This is a genomic window from Brucella sp. TWI559 (assembly GCF_039674265.1).
In the GTDB taxonomy this organism is placed as follows: domain Bacteria; phylum Pseudomonadota; class Alphaproteobacteria; order Rhizobiales; family Rhizobiaceae; genus Brucella; species Brucella chromiisoli.
Map to the genome: position 1 here is coordinate 364,855 of NZ_JBDJNE010000001.1, position 16,785 is coordinate 381,639.

A 16,785-nucleotide genomic window follows, 5' to 3' on the forward strand; every position below is an offset into this window, starting at 1 on the left:
AATCTGGGCCTGAGAAAGAGCATTGGCTCAGGCTCTGCGCCAGCGGCGGCCATGGGTTGAAACCTCAAATCGCGTTGGGGTACGGGCAAAGGCCGATAGTCCACTGAGCGCTGCAAGCGGATGCACGACCACACGAACCGGAATATCGCGCATGAAATGCGTATGCGGAGCCTTGTCTTCAAAGGCTGCGCGGAACGATCCTGCCTGTAGCGCGGAAAGAATGCGCTGCGGAATGCCGCCCGAAAGATAGACACCGCCATGTGCCTTGAAGATGAGGGCTAAATCGCCTGCGATACGGCCCAGATAGGTCACAAAAAGTTCAAGCGTTTCCACTGCTTGTGGATTGCTGCCGTCCAGACCGGCCGCGGTTATGTCCGGCGGTGTGTCCAAAACGGGTGTTATTTTATCTGCCGCGCAGACTGCAAGATAGAGATTGCGCAGACCACGCCCACACAGAATCTGCTCTGCCGCAACACGCCCTTCGATGGTTTCGATATGCGGGAAGACCTGATAATCGCGTTCGCTGCGCGGACCAATATCAATGTGCCCCCCTTCGCCGGGAACCGGAACCCAGGCTTTCGTCGTGCGCACCAGACCCGCAACGCCAAGCCCTGTGCCCGGTCCAAGCACAACGCGGGTTGCAATGATTTCTTCATCATGCCCGCCAATCTGATGCAGATATTCTTTTTCAATTGAAACAACGGCAAGTGCCTGTGCTTCAAAATCATTGAGCACGGTCACGTCTTCAAAACCAAGATTGGCGATCATTTGTTTTGGACGCACAACCCAATCGCAATTGGTTAGATCAATTTCGTCACCATCGACGGGCCCGGCAACTGCCAAAATGGCAGAGCGGGGGCGAACGGAAGTATGGTTGAGCACGGTCTGCTCAATCGCATCGTCAATTGTTGCATAATCTGCAGTCTGCACCACAGGAAATTCTTTTGGCTCTGCATGAGAATCAATAAGCAGCGCAAAGCGGGCATTGGTTCCACCAATATCGCCGACGAGGACGGGAAACTTGAAACTCTGGTCAGCGTTGATCATGGTGTGCCTTGTTATTTCATTTTTTCTTATTATGCGCGGCTCGTGGCTGCGAAATGGGTTTAATCCAGGACGCGCACGAGCTTCTCAGCGGTGGCAGGATTAAGGGCCATTGGGATGTCATAGACGCTGCCCAATCGTGTGAGGGCTTTTACATCGACATCATGCGGGAGTGGCGAGAGCGGATCGATGAAGAAGATCAGGGCCTGCACCGTGCCTTCCGCAATCATTGCACCAATCTGCTGGTCGCCGCCAAGCGGGCCGCTTTTGACGCGATGAATATTAAGCGTTGGACATGCTTCCTGAATGAGTCCACCTGTGGTTCCGGTGGCCACGATATCATAATGCGACAAAGCCTTTTCATGGTTACGCGCGAAAGCAACCATCTCGTCTTTTTTCAGATCGTGAGCAATCAGTGCAATGCGCAGGCGTTTCGTCATGAGGTTGATAACCTTGTCATTTGCATTTTAAATCGGTTAAAGCCTATAGCGAAGCTAAGGGGCAGTGAAAAGCATGTTTTCTAATACACGCTCCAGACCCTAATTCTCAACAGATACTAGTTTGCCCCATAGATCACATCAGCGATTGAATCGGGCGAAGGGCCAGCGAGCACCGCCGCACAGGTCTTTGGCAAGTCGGATACCATGACCGGCTTTGGCTTCTTGGGTGGTTCTTTCGAAGGTTTGGCTGGCTTCCACGGTTCATCCGTAAACCACCATGCCAGCGATTTGTCGCAACCGTCACCCGCAGCCACCTTTGGCTGTGGTTTGCAATCGGGCGATCCCGGCTGGCAATACAGTCTGACGTGGAAATGATAAAAATGGCCCCAGTAGGGGCGCACCTTGCCAAGCCAGCTGCGGTCTCCTGTTACGGTGTCGCAAAGCTGCTTCTTGATGCCGGGATGCACAAAAATGCGTTCGACTTCAGGATAGCTTGCCGCATGCCGGATCAATGCCGTCCGGGCGGGTGTCCATTTTTGGGGATCAACATAAAGGGAATCGTTTTTAAGCATCGATACAGCCGACACGCTTTCGCGTTCTGCATCCGTAAAGCGCTTCTTCGGCATGGGTGTGAGCCAGATATCGGCATCCAGCCCGACCTGATGCGAGGCATGGCCCGTCAGCATGGGGCCACCACGTGGCTGCGAAATATCGCCGACCAGAAGACCCGGCCAGCCGTCTTTTGCTGCATCACGCGAGAGCTTCTCCAGAAGGGCAATCGTGCGTGGGTGTCCCCAGTTGCGATTGCGCGAAAGCCGCATCACCTGCCAGTTCGGACCATCGACGGGAAGCGCGACGGCACCTGCCAAGCAGCCCTTGGCATAAAAGCCAATCGATTGCGGCTCTTGTGCGAGAACGGGAAGTTTCTTGCCGCCGAAGGCTTGTTTGGCGGGTATGTCCTGCGCCTGTACCTTCTGCGCGAGGTTCGGGGCAATCATCGCCGAAAGACAGGTTGCAAGGATGAAGCGTGACCAGAATTTTGACGTGGATTTCTTATCCATCGGGCCGTTCCCAAAAACTTTTGTTCGAATCATTCGAACCAATGTGCAGAATTATGCTTTGCCTTTATTCAAACGGCAATCAGCGCCATGTTTTCTCGTTCCACATGGCGGAAAACGCTATTTTATAATCAGGATAGAGGAATGTGTAGCCAAGATCTTTTATCCGACGGTTTGAAACGCGCTTGTTCTCGCCATAAAAGGACCGCGCCATCGGCGTCATATCGGCGTCTGCGAAGGAAACTTCTGGCGGTGGAACAACGCCCATCAGTTCCGCAGCATAGACCACGACATCCTGCGGCGGCGCAGGTTCATTATCAGTGATGTTGAAAGTGCCGCCGCTATTGGTGCCTGCCAGAAAGCGCAGACTTCCGGCAATATCTTCGACATGAATACGATTGAAGACCTGACCGTCCTTAATGATCCGGCGGGCGGTGCCGTTTTCAAGATTGATGAAGGCGTTGCGGCCCGGACCATAAATGCCCGACAGGCGTAAAAGTGCGACAGGCGTTCCATGGCGCTCGCTCAACGCTTCCCATGCGTTCTCTGCTTCGATCCGTTCCAGTGAGCGGCGGGATGCAGGCGCGCATTCAGCGGTTTCGTCAATCCAGTTGCCATCGTGATTGCCGTAAACACCCACAGTCGACAAATAGCCGATCCAGCGGATGGTGTTGCCGGGCCGCCGAAGTGCTTCTTCGACAATGGCAAGGGATGGATCACCGTTTTCGCGTGGCGAGATCGAGATCACGACATGGGTTGATTTGGCGAGCCGGTCGATCAGATCAGGCGAGGCGGTTTCGCCATCAAAAACGATGGGCGCAATACCCGCTTTTTCAAGCATCGCGAAATTCTGTTCATGGCGGGTGGTGCCATCAATGCGCTCTGCCTCTCCGGTCATCAGGCGTGAAAAAGCTCTCGCAGAATAACCGGCTCCAAACAGAAAAATACGCATGTCAGCTCTCCTCCAATATCCATTCTGTGCGTACCGTATCATCCTCTTCGTGCGATGCCAGACGTTTCCGTAAATTTGTAAAGCGATCTTTTGCGGCGAGCTGTTTGAGCGCCCAGACGGCTGCGCCCCGCACAATGGGGGCCGGGTCATTGAGCAGCAATTCGACCTGGTTGAGCAATGCCGGGTCTTGCGAATTGCCGGTTGCGATCAGTACATTGCGCAGAAAACGGTCGCGACCGATCCGTTTGACGGGAGAACCGGAAAACAGTGTGCGGAAGGCTGGATCATCGAGTGCAAGAAAATCAGCAAGCTTTGGAGCCTTGAGATCGTCACGCGCTTTCAGCTTCATTTCGCTGGTTGCCTGCGCAAACTTGTTCCACGGGCAAACCGAGAGGCAATCATCGCAACCATAGATGCGGTTGCCCATGGCTTTGCGAAATTCGTGCGGAATGGGCCCTTTGTTCTCGATGGTGAGATAGGAAATGCAGCGTCCCGCATCAATCCGGTAAGGCGAGGGGAAAGCCTTGGTCGGGCAGGCATCGAGACAGGCACGGCAGGAACCGCAATGATCGCGATCCGGCTCATCGGGCGGAATGTCAGCCGTTGTGAAGATCGACCCAAGAAATAGCCAGGAACCGAGTTCACGGCTGACCAGATTGGTGTGTTTGCCCTGCCAGCCAAGGCCAGCGGCCTGCGCCAGCGGCTTTTCCATCACAGGTGCCGTATCGACAAAGACTTTTACGTCCTGCCCGGCACGTGCGGCAAAGCGGCTGGCAATGTGCTTGAGCTTGCCCTTGATGATGTCGTGATAATCGCGGTTTTGCGCATAGACCGAGATTGCCGCCCGGTCTTTATGATCAAGAATACTGAGCGGATTGCTGTCGGGACCGTAATTCATGGCCAGCATCATGATCGAGCGAACCTCTGGCCAGAGAACGCTGGGGTTTGCCCGACGATCTTCGGTTTCTTCCATCCACAGCATATCGGCGTGATGGCCATCGGCAATATATTGCCGAAGACGTTGCGGTGCTTGCGGAATTGCATCCGGTGACGTGAAAGCCACCGCATCAAAGCCCACCGCCTTCGCTTCTTCAATCAGAAAGCGCTTAAGCTTTAGCTCTTTAGAGTCAGAAGTCGAGGTCGCCATAATGAGCCACTGGAGCTAGTCCGCGTACACGATCGGCCAGCAACGGGCGGAAAGCTGGGCGCGATTTCATGCGAGCGTACCAGTCGCGCGCGGCTTTTGTCTCCCCCCATTCGATTTCGCCAAGATAGTCGAGCACGGAGATGGATGCTGCTGCTGCCATATCAGCATAACTGGGATGACCGCCTGCCAGCCAGTCGCGTGTTGCGGCGAGCCAATCGATATACTTCATATGCTGGCGGATATTGGTGCGCGCGGCACGGATCGCTGTCGAATCGGGTGCACTGCCGCCCATTTCATCGGCCATCTGAAGCTTGAATACGCGTTCACGCGCGATGTGGCGGGTGACTTCGTTTTCGAGTTTGAGCAGAAACCAGTCGACAAGACGGCGCACTTCTGCGCGTTCCATAGGGCTTTCGGGCAAAAGACGACGACTGCGTTTCAAGGCGCCGCGTGTTTCATCAAGATATTCTGCAATGACGGTTGCACCAACAACCGGCAGATCGCGTTCAGCCAATAAGACAGGAAGCGTGGCTGCAGGGTTGAGCGCCAGAAATTCCTTGCGGCGCGACCAGGGACGCTCCTCAATCAGTTCGGCTTCAACATCATATTCACCGAGAATAAGCCGCACATAGCGTGAGCCTGAAGACATAGGATGATGAAAAAGCGTAAGCATAATCGACGCGGTACTCTCGACTGACAAGCTTTAAGTGATCTCCGATGAAGGCCTGTGGCTAGCATTTGCACTGGCAGCAGTTTATTTCTGCTGTCAGGCGATTCGAGCCACCTCAACGGAATGTTTAGTTTATAGGTGCTATGCTTGACTGAGACAAGCAATCGCTGGAAGCGTTTATTGTAGCACTTTCATGCTTAACAGCTCGTCAAGATGCGCCATTTTTATCCTGCCACCTTCTAAGGTACTGACTTCATGGAAATTTATAATCTTCTGGAAGCCGCTTTTCTCGGTCTTATCGAAGGTTTGACGGAATTCATCCCCGTTTCCTCAACAGGCCATCTGCTGCTGATCGGCCATTTTCTGGGCTTTGAATCAACTGGCAAGACCTTTGAAGTGCTCATTCAGCTCGGTGCGATCCTTGCAATCCTGAGTGTCTATTCGGCAAAGCTTCTCAAAATCCTGACCGATTTCCCACGTGATGCGCGCACACGCCGCTTTGTACTGGGTATTCTGGTGGCGTTTCTGCCAGCCGCTGTCATTGGCGCAATGGCGCACGGCTTTATCAAGAGCGTGCTGTTTGAAACACCGATGCTGATCTGCATCATGCTGATCATTGGCGGTTTCATTCTTTTGTGGGTTGATCAGTTGAATCTCAATCCGCGTTATCGTGATGTGATGGATTATCCGCTGCCGATTTGTCTGGCGATTGGCTTTGTGCAGTGCCTTGCCATGATCCCCGGCGTATCGCGCTCAGGTTCGACCATTGTTGGTGCGCTTCTGCTCGGTGCTGACAAACGATCAGCGGCGGAGTTTTCATTCTTCCTCGCCATGCCAACCATGGCCGGCGCTTTTGCCTATGACCTTTATAAAAGCCACAGCATGCTCTCGTTCAACGACACAGCGCAGATTGTCGTTGGCTTCATTATGGCCTTTATTTCAGGCGTATTCGTCGTGAAGCACCTACTTGATTATGTCTCGCGCCACGGTTTCAAACTGTTTGCATGGTGGCGTCTGATTGTCGGCGCACTTGGAATGGCTGCCCTATTGATTTGGGGGTAAGCCGAAAAGAGCGCATAAAAGAAAAGGGGCCTTTCGGCCCCTTTGTCTTATCTGCATCGATACTCACGCAAACCCGGTCTTGGTATACTGACCGGCAACGCGATAGCGCCAGAGATAGGCGGGAAGGATTGCATCCACCGCTTCTGGCTGAATGCCCATGCCCTGAAGCGTGCGCCCTTCCTTGGTGGCTTTTTCCGAAACCACATTGTCTGATTTCAGCAATGTCACCTGATCATTGGTGAGCAAAGGATTTGGCAGCAAGCTAAGAACCGATGCCTGAAGGCGAGCCACCCACCAGGGCATAGAGATGATGATGCGCTTGCGGGCGATGACGCCGAGCATATCTTTCATCCAGTTCTTGAATGGCTGTACGTCTGGACCGCCCAGTTCATAAACCGCACCCGGTGTCAGCTTGCCATCAACGGCGTGTGCAACAGCTTCCGCAACATCGCCGACATAGACTGGCTGAAGTTTTGTTTCGCCGCCGCCGATAACCGGAAGGAACGGCGAGAAGCGCGCCATATTGGCGAAGCGGTTGAAGAAGCGGTCTTCATGGCCGAAAATGATCGACGGACGCAGGATAACTGTATCCGGCAGGACCGAAAGAACCGCCTTTTCGCCCTCTGCCTTGGTGCGGGCGTAGTCAGACTTCGAATTGGCATCGGCCGCCAGTGACGAAAGATGCGTCAGCTTGAGGCCCGCTGCCTTTGTGGCTTCGGCGATGTTCTTTGCACCCAGCACTTGAACGCTGTTGAAGCGCTGCTTGCCGCCTTCAGCAAGAATGCCAACGAGATTGATGACGTGATCTGCACCCATGATGGCGCGCTCAACCGAGCCGCGATGGCGTACATTGGCCTGAACCATCTGAATCTGGCCGACATTGCCGAGTGGCGCCATATAATAAGCAATCTCCGGCTTGCGCACGGCAACGCGCACACGATAGCCACGCTTGGTGAGGCTGGCTACGACCGCGCGCCCAACAAAGCCAGAGCCGCCGAAAACGGTGACCAGTTTTGGTCTGTTGTGAACTTCGTTCGGTTCGGTCTTCATCCTGAACTCCTGCATGAAAGCCTTATTATAGTGCCGGACATGATGATTACGGCATGTTTTCTGACGGTGATTTATCGCCTTTTGGCAACAACGCAAAGGGGACTTGTTGTCACGATTGCGACAAAGGCCGCTTTTCCCGTATTAAACGCGCAATACCGCTTTGAGATTTCGCGGCTTACTGGTAAATCGCGCGCATGAGCACACCACTTGACCATATTCGCAATTTTTCGATCGTCGCCCATATCGACCACGGCAAATCGACGCTGGCCGACCGCCTCATTCAATTGACCGGCGGGCTGGACACGCGTGAGATGAAGGACCAGGTCCTCGACTCGATGGATATCGAGCGCGAGCGCGGCATCACCATCAAAGCCCAGACCGTTCGTCTTACCTATAAGGCGAAGAACGGCGAGGACTATGTGCTGAACCTTATCGACACCCCCGGACACGTCGACTTCGCCTATGAAGTTTCGCGTTCGCTGGCTGCGTGCGAAGGCTCGCTCCTGGTGGTGGATGCCTCACAGGGCGTGGAAGCGCAGACGCTGGCCAATGTCTATCAGGCCATCGACAACAACCACGAGATCGTGGTGGTTCTGAACAAGGTCGATCTTCCCGCAGCCGAGCCTGAGCGGGTTCAGAGCCAGATCGAAGAAGTGATCGGCATTGATGCAAGCAAGGCCGTAATGATTTCGGCCAAAACTGGCCTCGGTATTCCTGATGTGCTGGAAGCGATCGTCGAGCAGCTGCCGCCGCCGAAAGAGGGCGATCGTAACGCACCGCTGAAAGCCATGCTGGTGGATAGCTGGTATGACAGTTACTTGGGCGTTATCGTGCTGGTCCGCGTCATCGACGGTGTGCTGAAAAAGGGCCAGACCATCCGCATGATGGGTACAGGCGCGAAATATCCGGTTGAACGCACCGGCGTCTTCACGCCGAAAATGGTTCAGATGGATGAACTCGGACCGGGTGAACTGGGCTTCATCACCGCTTCCATCAAGGAAGTGGCGGATACCCGCGTCGGTGATACGATCACCGAAGACCGCCGCCCGACCGAAAAGGCTCTGTCCGGTTTCAAGCCTGCGCAGCCGGTTGTGTTCTGTGGATTGTTCCCGGTTGATGCTGCCGACTTTGAAGACCTGCGCGCTGCGATGGGCAAGCTGCGTCTCAATGATGCGTCGTTCTCGTTTGAGATGGAAACCTCTGCGGCACTGGGTTTTGGCTTCCGCTGCGGGTTCCTCGGGCTTCTGCATCTTGAAATTATTCAGGAACGTCTTGAGCGTGAGTTTGATCTCGACCTGATCACGACGGCGCCTTCGGTTGTCTATCGCCTGAATATGCAGGACGGTTCGCAGAAAGAGCTGCACAATCCGGCTGATATGCCGGATGTGGTCAAGATCGAAGCGATTGAAGAACCGTGGATTCGCGCAACCATCATGACGCCAGATGATTATCTCGGTGCGATCATGAAGCTCTGTCAGGAACGTCGTGGCCTCCAGATCGATCTGACCTATGTTGGCCCGCGTGCGATGATCACCTATGATCTGCCGCTCAACGAAGTCGTGTTCGATTTCTATGATCGCCTGAAATCGATCTCGAAGGGCTATGCTTCGTTCGACTATAACCTCTCGGATTACCGTGAAGGCGATCTGGTTAAGATGTCGATCTTGGTGAATGAAGAGCCGGTTGACGCGCTTTCGATGCTGGTTCACCGTTCGGCTGCTGAAAAGCGTGGCCGCGCGTTGTGTGAAAAGCTCAAAGAGCTGATCCCGCAGCATATGTTCAAGATACCGATTCAGGCAGCCATTGGTGGCCGTATCGTTGCGCGCGAAACCATTTCGGCCCTGCGCAAGGACGTGACGGCCAAGTGCTACGGTGGCGATATTTCGCGTAAGCGCAAACTTCTGGACAAGCAGAAGGAAGGCAAAAAGCGCATGCGCCAGTTCGGCAAGGTGGAAATCCCGCAAGAGGCCTTCATTCAGGCCCTCAAGATGGGTGATGATTGATCCTGGGTTTGTTTTAAAGAGGCGCTTCGGCGCCTCTTCTTTTTTATAATATTACTTTATTATCTTTAAAGGAGATATTTATGTTTGGACTGCTGAGAGCTGCAATCGAGTTCTTAAACTCAGCCCTAAATCTTTTTATGAACCGATCAGAGAAGCAAGACGAAAGCCGCCGAACGAAAGAGCAGCAAGCTTGGCAGTGGTTGGATTATCACTTGCCTGCTCTAGAAAACGCCGCGCAAGATGCATATTCCTTCATCTTGAAGAAGTCATCTGCGCAAGTTTTGCTGGATTATGCGGGAGCAACTTATCCCTTTGTTGAAAAGCTGAGTACTTTCCCATCAGACGACCGAAATGCCATCAAAGTCAATTTTCTGAAGCTTCGTGGTAAAGAATCCAAGAGAGGCTGGGCCAAGTGCAATTCTTATGTGAAACTATGGCGAAAATGCGTGGGACAGTTTCCTGCTGATTTGCCTGATTTGCCATACGATATTGAGAAGTTTGACAAGGTTTATCGAGTCTTTGTTACGGTGACCGGAACGAAGTAAGACGGAGGTACTGAAAATGTTTCCCGCAATCTCCATCACCTATTGCACGCAATGCAATTGGATGCTGCGGGCAGCGTGGCTGGCGCAGGAGTTGTTGCAAACGTTCGGACAGGACTTGAGTGAGGTGGCGCTGCGGCCCGGCACCGGTGGCGTGTTTGAAATTCATCTTTATATGCAGAACGGTCAGGACGAATTGATCTGGGAGCGCAAGCGTGATGGTGGTTTTCCCGAAGCCAAGGTGTTGAAGCAGCGCGTGCGCGATCTAGTCTGGCCTGATCGTGATCTCGGACATTCGGACAGCAAGCCAAAGCCGGAATAAGATAAAGCCCGCAAGTTGCGGGTTTTTGTTTATCTAAGTTGCAATCGAAATTGCTCCTGCTTGATCACAGAACGCACGCTTGCGTTATCGTTGATATTGCACAGGTTCGCATTTTCTTTTGTGCAAAAACACCCAATAAATTGCCGCCCGAGTGAACGTTAGGCTTGTCAGCCGCGATAGGAGCGCTTATGCCAATTATGTAACGATATTACATAACAAATTGATGCAAGAGAGAGAACAGATATGGTAAAATTACTTGCTTCGCTTGGCTTTTGCGCGGCTATGGTTGTTTCAGCTCCGGCCCTGGCAGAGACAAAGGAAAAAGCGGTGTCCAGTCACAATCATTCTCATGATCACGCCCCTAAGCAGGATAAGAATGTTTACAACGGCTATTTCGAGGATAATCAGGTCAAAGACCGCAAGTTGTCCGATTGGGAGGGCGATTGGCAGTCAGTCTATCCTCATCTGAAGGATGGCACGCTTGATGCGGTATTTGCGCATAAGGCAGAGCATGGCGATAAGAGTGCCAAAGAATACAGCGATTATTATGAAATCGGTTATCGGACGGATGTTGACCGTATCGTTATCAAGGGTGATGAAGTGTCCTTTTATAAAGGGGGCAAGGCCTCATCTGGCAAATATGTAAGCGATGGCTATGAGATTCTAACCTATGCCAAGGGCAATCGCGGCGTTCGCTTTATCTTTAAAAAGGTCGAAGGCGATAGCACAGCGCCTGACTATATGCAGTTTAGTGATCACCGCATCGCACCAGAAAAGGCTGATCACTATCACCTCTATTGGGGCAATGATCGTGCGGCTTTGCTTAAAGAAGTTACGAACTGGCCAACATATTATGCTTCTTCACTCAGCGGCAAAGATATTGCGCATGAGATGATGCATCATTGATTATCTGATCTGCAAACAGAGAAAAAATCAAAGGCTGGGGCACGAAAAGCGCCTTGGCCTAGATCATGTTGACAAAGTGAGGTAGTCATATTTTGACGGCTGCGATAGCGAGGAATGCTTCAAAAGATTTTCTGGTTTTATCGTACCGTGTGGCAATGCGACGGAATTGTTTTAGTTTGTTGAACATACGCTCAATGCGGTTGCGATCTTTGTAAGCTCGGAAGTCACAGGCGGGCGGGTCTTTCCGGTTCGCTTTTGGTGGAATGACTGGCATTATTCCGCTGCACAAAAGAGCTTCCCGAAAACTATCGCCATCATACCCTTTATCAGCCAGCAATAGTCTGGGCTTCTTCACAGGTATAGACATCAATTCTGCGACAGCATTGTAATCCGAAGCTTCTCCGCTGTCAGGATAAAGCCAAGAGCGCGTCCCATCGGTAAGATCACCACGCACCATCACTGCCTCCTAAAAGACAGTCTTGAATCATGCTTTAGTTGATTTTGGAATCCACTTTGTCAACGCGACCTAGCTGTGTCAGTCATTCTTACTTCCTCATTAGTCAGGTGCATTCAATTTTTCGTACGCTTCAAATAGCGCGGAAACGAGAACGCCATTTATGCGCATTCCTGTCAGATCCGCATCCTTTATGTCGGCATCCACAAGTGTGACGCCGCTGATGGTGATACCAGTCATGTTAGCGTTTGTGATGCTTATGCCGGTCATGTTTACATCATTGAATCGCACTGCTGTGAGATTGGCATCGTCAAACTCCGCCTCGCTGAGATTCACATCATTGAATTTCGCTTTGCTCAAAACCGCGTAGAATCGTGCTTCTGACAGATTTACTCCGTCGAAATTGGTGTTGGACATATCTGCGCGGTGATAATGCTCGCCCTGCAACTGAGGTCCGTCGAATGGGGTGTTCTTTGGCGTATCACTCATGTTGGCGTATCCTCATGTTAATTCATCAACGATTTCAGTTTGCACTATAGCACCTGATTATCAACGGCTAACAAATGGACGGACATCACGAGCGTCATGGAGTTCTACTGGGTCTCCTGAATTTTAAGGATGGGTCTGCGCAAAGTTGCGCATACCCCTATATTCCTGCCGGTATAATCTCGACGCCATACAACCACGATTATATCGGATTATTGTGCGCGCTAATCAAAACGGTGTAGTGGCGGATCGTGACACACCATTCTATTTTTGCTAACGATATCACAGTCAGTCTCTGGGAGAGTTGCGATGAATTGCGGACGATGTGGCGATGAAGCCTGCAAAGAGGGTTTGAAATGTTTAAGCTGCGGCGCTGAATATCGTCGTAAGCGGTTTCTTCTGTTCTCAACCGTTTTGTTGAGTTTGATTATTTCCGTTGGTTTCCTAGCGAATTGGTCAGGTTACGTGCCAGTCGTGTTTTGGATAGCCTTACAATTACCGCTGACTGCCTTGATGTATCGTGCATCTCGCAAATCTTGGCGAGTGAGACCGGTTAGTTAAAGTTTCGATTCTTTGTGTTTCAACCCCGCTTACTGCGGGGTTTTATTTTTGGAGCGATTGATAACCGCCAAACTTCTCGCTCTCTGCCTTTATCATCATCTCCGCATGCGCATTACCTAACAGCGTCACACAGCGCTGAATTTGCGGACCAATACGCGCGCACGCGCGAGGCTTCACCGATTTATCTGACATCATATCGCCAGAGAAACACCGATTTAATTCCGGTCATCACGCGAGCCTAAGCTGGAGAGGGTCTCTCCAAATTTGGAGACACCCGTTTTCATGGCTTTCACTAAAATACTACGATTTACTGGGTGTCCATTTTGAGCAGTGCGAGCAGGGATGGGGTTTTGAGGGTTTTGAAGGTTCCGCTTCTGGCGTATTTGATGTTTTTTCGACAAGGCAGAGAGCGCTAAAATGCCGCCGCATAACAGATCATATTCCGGCAAATTCCAGATAGGTTTCAAGGCTACCAAAATGTATTGGGGGAAATATTGGAGGAAGAAACATCCCCACTAAGGGAAATCTCTAATATTTTCAATTATTTACTGAAAAAGAAATGGCGCACCCGAAAGGATTCGAACCTCTGACCCCCAGATTCGTAGTCTGGTGCTCTATCCAGCTGAGCTACGGGTGCTTGCCTGTGTGCCGCATCGTCTGCGGCGATGGGCGGTTGATAATCGGACCCATTGCTAAATGCAAGCACCTTCTTGGAAAAAAATGCGCTTATGTGAAGTTTTCTTGTCAACGCCCGGTTTTGTGGGCTTTTTTAGCCTGTCATCAAGTGGGGAAAACCCCGGATAAATGAAAAGCGGATCAAAATTGGTCATGGAATCTATGCGTTGGACGGGAATCACGCGGTAGAAAACTCTAACGATGCTGATTATTTTGCTTATTGTCCCAATTTGGCAGGTCTGGCAGGCGAATCTCGAAATGTGCGCCGATGGGGCGATCTTCGCGCAGCTCCACCGAGCCGCCATGAGCACGGATAAGTTCTTGCGCAATGGCAAGGCCAAGGCCGGTGCCGTCGCTGCGAGTTGACCCCTTGAAGGCTGTGAAGAGGTGATCACGGGCCTTTTGCGGTAAGCCTGGCCCCGTATCTTCTATGCCTATGATCGCCGTGGTGCCAATGCGGCCTGCTGAAATAGTCAGGCGTTTCACGGTGGAGACATCGCTGGTGTGATCGCGCTCCATTGCCTGCACAGAGTTGCGGCAAAGATTGCACAGAACGCGGAAGAGCTGTTCGGAGTCTGCAATGAGTTCAAAATCATCTGCAACCAGATTCTCAAACTCAATCCCGCCATCCGCGTTCAGATTGAGCGTTTCCTGCACATCGAGAACAATCGACTGAAGCAGCACACGGCGGGGCGCAGGAGGTGGCTCCTGGGAGCGACCATAGGCCATCACGCTTTCTGAATAGGTGATAGCCCGGCTCAGTGTGTGAATGAGCTTTGGAGCAAAGCGCTTCACCATTGGGTCTTCAGTATCCGCAAGCCTGTCCGACATGAGCTGTGCCGACGCCAGAATATTGCGCATGTCATGATTGATCTTGGAAACCGCCAGTCCAAGATCAGCAAGATGCTTCTGCTCTTTGAGCGTGCGTTGCAGATCGCTTTGGATATGAGCAATCTGCCGCTGGGCGATACCGAATTCATCTTTGCGGTTTTCGGGCACGAGAATACGCGTTGGATTGTCGGGTGAGGCTGCAAAATCAATCATGTTTCGATGCATGAGCCGCACCGGGCGCAGCAGCATTTCATGGATGATGAGATAAATCAGGCTCGCAGCAATCACCGATATGAGCAAAGAGATGATAGCCACGTTGGTTGCGTAACTGAGCATGGCATGGCGAAGCGGTGCATCGGAAGTGACAATTTCAATGATGCGCCCCGGATTGGCGGATGGTGGGTTTGAACCAAAAATGCGCAACGTGCGATTGCCGCCGTTAAAAAGCGTTCCAAAGGCATCCCAGATCGCTGCGGCTTCGCTGATATTGTTAAGATCGACCACCTGATCGATATTGCCCGGCATTTCACTCATTGCCAGAAGATGCGATGCGCCAGCTTCACGCAAAGCGATTGCCTTGGTGCCTGTCGCGAGCAGAACCTTGTCCTGCACTTCGCGCGGAATATTCATGTGGCCGCTGGCGATCAATACCTCGCTGACAGCATCGACCGTATCAAGGCGCGAACTCATCCAACGCACACGCATATTGGCGATGGACGGAACGAAGATCAGAACTTCAGCTATAAGAACCGCAAGGGCGGTGAGAATGAGAAGTTTGCTTGAAAGCCGGTTGCGCCAGCGAAGACGCGTAAACTGGTTTGGTGACGTATTGTCCTGTGACGCCCGTTCGCCGGTTTCGGTGGATGCAGCTGTGGATTGGTCCGGGGGGCCAGAATGCGCGGCTGCGTCGGCCACGACGTTTCCGGTACTCATGGATTGATCAACCGCCACCATACATTAAATCCAGATTGAAAGGCTGCGGGGCATAATGCGCCCATGCCCAATTTAGTAAGCTTGCCACAATGAAATACGCAAAAATTTTACCTTTTATATATGGAGGCGTAAGAGAATTCCAACGGGCTTTAACTACTTTGCATGAAATTGGTTAGCAGCGCTTTCTGCTCCAAAACCTCTGTTCTCGGTTTCATAGCGTATTTCGCTTCTTCGGATATTATGCTCTCGTGGCCTCATTCTAAGTTTTATCTCCCTCATTCACAGGCATCGAGCAAATGTCACAATCAAAAAGATCACTCATATTACCGAAATTTAACTCGACCTGCTCAATCGCTGCGTGCAAAATCGCAGATGGGGAAATCCGTGATGGCTTAAGCAATGTGACATCTTGAGCACCCCATCATTTTGATACTTTTTGCGGGCATAATCTGCGGTCAAAGTGAATGTGCATATTTTGATTAGAATTTTGTCGACGTGTTCGGCAGAGTCTTGCCGGAGAGTTGAATGAAGTCCTGGAAGCAGATTGTTCTGTGCCTGCTTGTTATTATCGCTGCCGGTGGTGGCTGGTATTTTTACAAAAACAAGGCGTCTTCCACACAAGAAGCATCCGGCCAGCAGACCCATGAACAGTCTTCAGGAAAAGCAGCCCCTCTGGTGATTGTTGAGGCGGCAGGGCAGGAAACCATTAACAACCGCCTGACGGCTATTGGTTCTGCACGCGCGCTCAGCACCGTTTCGGTAACGCCCTATTCCAGCGGCACGATGAACAAGCTTTTTGTGAAAGCCGGAGATACCGTCAAGGCAGGTGACGCCATCGCGCAACTGGACAATGAGACAGAAACGATTGCTGTTGAAAAAGCGCAGATTGCGCTGAAGGATGCACAAACAACGCGTGAGCGCATAGCCCGGCTTCGCGCCACCAACACCGCAACGGTTGTGCAGGAAATAGAAGCCGATCTGGCGCTTGCCAATACCAAACTTGCCCTGGAAGACGCGCAGCTTGCTTTAAGCCGCCGTACCGTCACCGCGCCCATTTCGGGCATTGTTGGAATCCTGCCGGTTAATGCCGGCAATTACATTACGGCCGATACCTCTATTGCGCGCATCGATGATCGCTCCAAGGTTTTGATCGATATCTGGGTGCCAGAACGCTTCGCGCCACAGATTAAGGTGGGGTTGCCGGTCTCGGCAGAATCCACTGCGTTTCCCGGTGACACCTATAGTGGCAAGATCGATGCCGTCGATAATACGCTGGATGTCGCCAGCCGCACGCTGCATGTTCGTGCCGAAATTGATAACACGCAGGATCTGTTGCGCGCGGGCATGTCTTTTTCTGTGACCATTCTTTTCCCCGGTGATCGCTATCCGTCCGTCGATCCACTGGCCATTCAGTGGGACGCAGACGGCTCTTATGTGTGGCGCGTAGAAGACGGCGTTGCCAAAAAAGTCGCTGCCCGTATCGTACAGCGCAATTCAACGAATATCCTTATCGACGGGCCGGTCAAACAAGGCGATCTGATCGTGACGCAGGGCGTGCAAACCATCCGCAATGATGCGCCGGTGCGTGTACTCGACGAAAAGGGCACGGCTCTTGCAGTCCCTGCCAAAAGCCAGAATGCAGGGTGAGG

At 52.1% G+C, this 16,785-nt stretch carries 15 protein-coding genes, 1 tRNA gene and 1 pseudogene; 6 read left to right on the forward strand and 11 right to left on the reverse strand.

The window, feature by feature from the left end:
* Positions 1 to 27 precede the first annotated feature (27 nt).
* The 6 genes from ABE530_RS01680 to ABE530_RS01705 form a co-directional block, all read right to left on the reverse strand.
* Positions 28 to 1,047 carry a glucokinase gene (locus tag ABE530_RS01680; RefSeq protein ID WP_499693390.1) on the reverse strand — a complete coding sequence of 340 codons (1,020 nt, stop codon included), beginning with the start codon at positions 1,045 to 1,047 and terminating at the stop codon, positions 28 to 30.
* Positions 1,048 to 1,106: 59 nt separating this feature from the next.
* A complete protein-coding gene (locus ABE530_RS01685; RefSeq protein ID WP_265982881.1) occupies positions 1,107 to 1,484 on the reverse strand; it encodes a methylglyoxal synthase in 378 nt (125 codons plus the stop codon).
* Positions 1,485 to 1,600: 116 nt separating this feature from the next.
* Positions 1,601 to 2,545: a penicillin-insensitive murein endopeptidase gene (gene mepA, locus ABE530_RS01690; RefSeq protein WP_265982883.1), complete on the reverse strand. Its 945-nt coding sequence runs from the start codon at positions 2,543 to 2,545 to the stop codon at positions 1,601 to 1,603.
* Between the two features lie 79 nt (positions 2,546 to 2,624).
* Positions 2,625 to 3,494: an SDR family oxidoreductase gene (locus ABE530_RS01695; RefSeq protein ID WP_499693391.1), complete on the reverse strand. Its 870-nt coding sequence runs from the start codon at positions 3,492 to 3,494 to the stop codon at positions 2,625 to 2,627.
* Between the two features lies 1 nt (position 3,495).
* Entirely contained in the window at positions 3,496 to 4,641 is a 1,146-nt protein-coding gene (queG, locus tag ABE530_RS01700) for a tRNA epoxyqueuosine(34) reductase QueG (RefSeq protein WP_499693392.1), read from the reverse strand.
* The gene (locus ABE530_RS01705; RefSeq protein WP_265983836.1) at positions 4,622 to 5,314 is read right to left on the reverse strand and encodes a glutathione S-transferase family protein; all 693 of its coding nucleotides are present in this window, start codon (positions 5,312 to 5,314) and stop codon (positions 4,622 to 4,624) included. Before ABE530_RS01705 ends, queG begins: the two co-directional genes overlap by 20 nt.
* A 252-nt stretch (positions 5,315 to 5,566) precedes the next feature.
* Between ABE530_RS01705 and ABE530_RS01710 the strand changes: the two genes are divergently transcribed.
* A complete protein-coding gene (locus ABE530_RS01710) occupies positions 5,567 to 6,373 on the forward strand; it encodes an undecaprenyl-diphosphate phosphatase (protein ID WP_265982887.1) in 807 nt (268 codons plus the stop codon).
* 63 nt (positions 6,374 to 6,436) lie between these two features.
* Here ABE530_RS01710 and ABE530_RS01715 read toward each other — a convergent pair whose 3' ends face one another.
* The gene (locus tag ABE530_RS01715) at positions 6,437 to 7,423 is read right to left on the reverse strand and encodes a complex I NDUFA9 subunit family protein (protein WP_499693393.1); all 987 of its coding nucleotides are present in this window, start codon (positions 7,421 to 7,423) and stop codon (positions 6,437 to 6,439) included.
* A 194-nt stretch (positions 7,424 to 7,617) separates the two neighbouring features.
* On the opposite strand from ABE530_RS01715, the gene lepA reads away from it, so the two are divergent.
* The 4 genes from lepA to ABE530_RS01735 all read left to right on the forward strand — a co-directional run bounded on the left by lepA (position 7,618) and on the right by ABE530_RS01735 (position 11,196).
* The gene (gene lepA, locus ABE530_RS01720; protein WP_265982889.1) at positions 7,618 to 9,426 is read left to right on the forward strand and encodes a translation elongation factor 4; all 1,809 of its coding nucleotides are present in this window, start codon (positions 7,618 to 7,620) and stop codon (positions 9,424 to 9,426) included.
* 80 nt (positions 9,427 to 9,506) lie between these two features.
* A complete protein-coding gene (locus ABE530_RS01725; protein WP_265982890.1) occupies positions 9,507 to 9,971 on the forward strand; it encodes a hypothetical protein in 465 nt (154 codons plus the stop codon).
* A 16-nt stretch (positions 9,972 to 9,987) separates the two neighbouring features.
* Complete coding sequence (locus tag ABE530_RS01730; protein WP_265982892.1) at positions 9,988 to 10,290, forward strand: Rdx family protein; 303 nt, start codon at positions 9,988 to 9,990, stop codon at positions 10,288 to 10,290.
* A gap of 243 nt (positions 10,291 to 10,533) precedes the next feature.
* Positions 10,534 to 11,196, forward strand: coding sequence for a ZinT family metal-binding protein (locus tag ABE530_RS01735; RefSeq protein ID WP_499693394.1), 663 nt, complete (start codon positions 10,534 to 10,536; stop codon positions 11,194 to 11,196).
* An 85-nt stretch (positions 11,197 to 11,281) separates the two neighbouring features.
* Here the strand turns inward: ABE530_RS01735 and ABE530_RS01740 are convergent.
* The 4 genes and pseudogenes from ABE530_RS01740 to ABE530_RS01755 form a co-directional block, all read right to left on the reverse strand.
* A pseudogene (locus tag ABE530_RS01740) lies at positions 11,282 to 11,628 on the reverse strand (IS5 family transposase); the annotation flags it as partial.
* Between the two features lie 124 nt (positions 11,629 to 11,752).
* Positions 11,753 to 12,139 (reverse strand): pentapeptide repeat-containing protein, encoded by a 387-nt coding sequence (locus ABE530_RS01745; protein ID WP_499693395.1) that lies wholly within the window; start codon positions 12,137 to 12,139, stop codon positions 11,753 to 11,755.
* Positions 12,140 to 13,257: 1,118 nt separating this feature from the next.
* A tRNA-Arg gene (locus ABE530_RS01750) sits at positions 13,258 to 13,334 on the reverse strand.
* A gap of 233 nt (positions 13,335 to 13,567) precedes the next feature.
* Entirely contained in the window at positions 13,568 to 15,136 is a 1,569-nt protein-coding gene (locus ABE530_RS01755; RefSeq protein WP_499693396.1) for a sensor histidine kinase, read from the reverse strand.
* Between the two features lie 525 nt (positions 15,137 to 15,661).
* Between ABE530_RS01755 and ABE530_RS01760 the strand changes: the two genes are divergently transcribed.
* Positions 15,662 to 16,783, forward strand: a complete 1,122-nt coding sequence (locus ABE530_RS01760; RefSeq protein WP_265982897.1) for an efflux RND transporter periplasmic adaptor subunit — start codon at positions 15,662 to 15,664, stop codon at positions 16,781 to 16,783.
* Positions 16,784 to 16,785 lie beyond the last annotated feature (2 nt).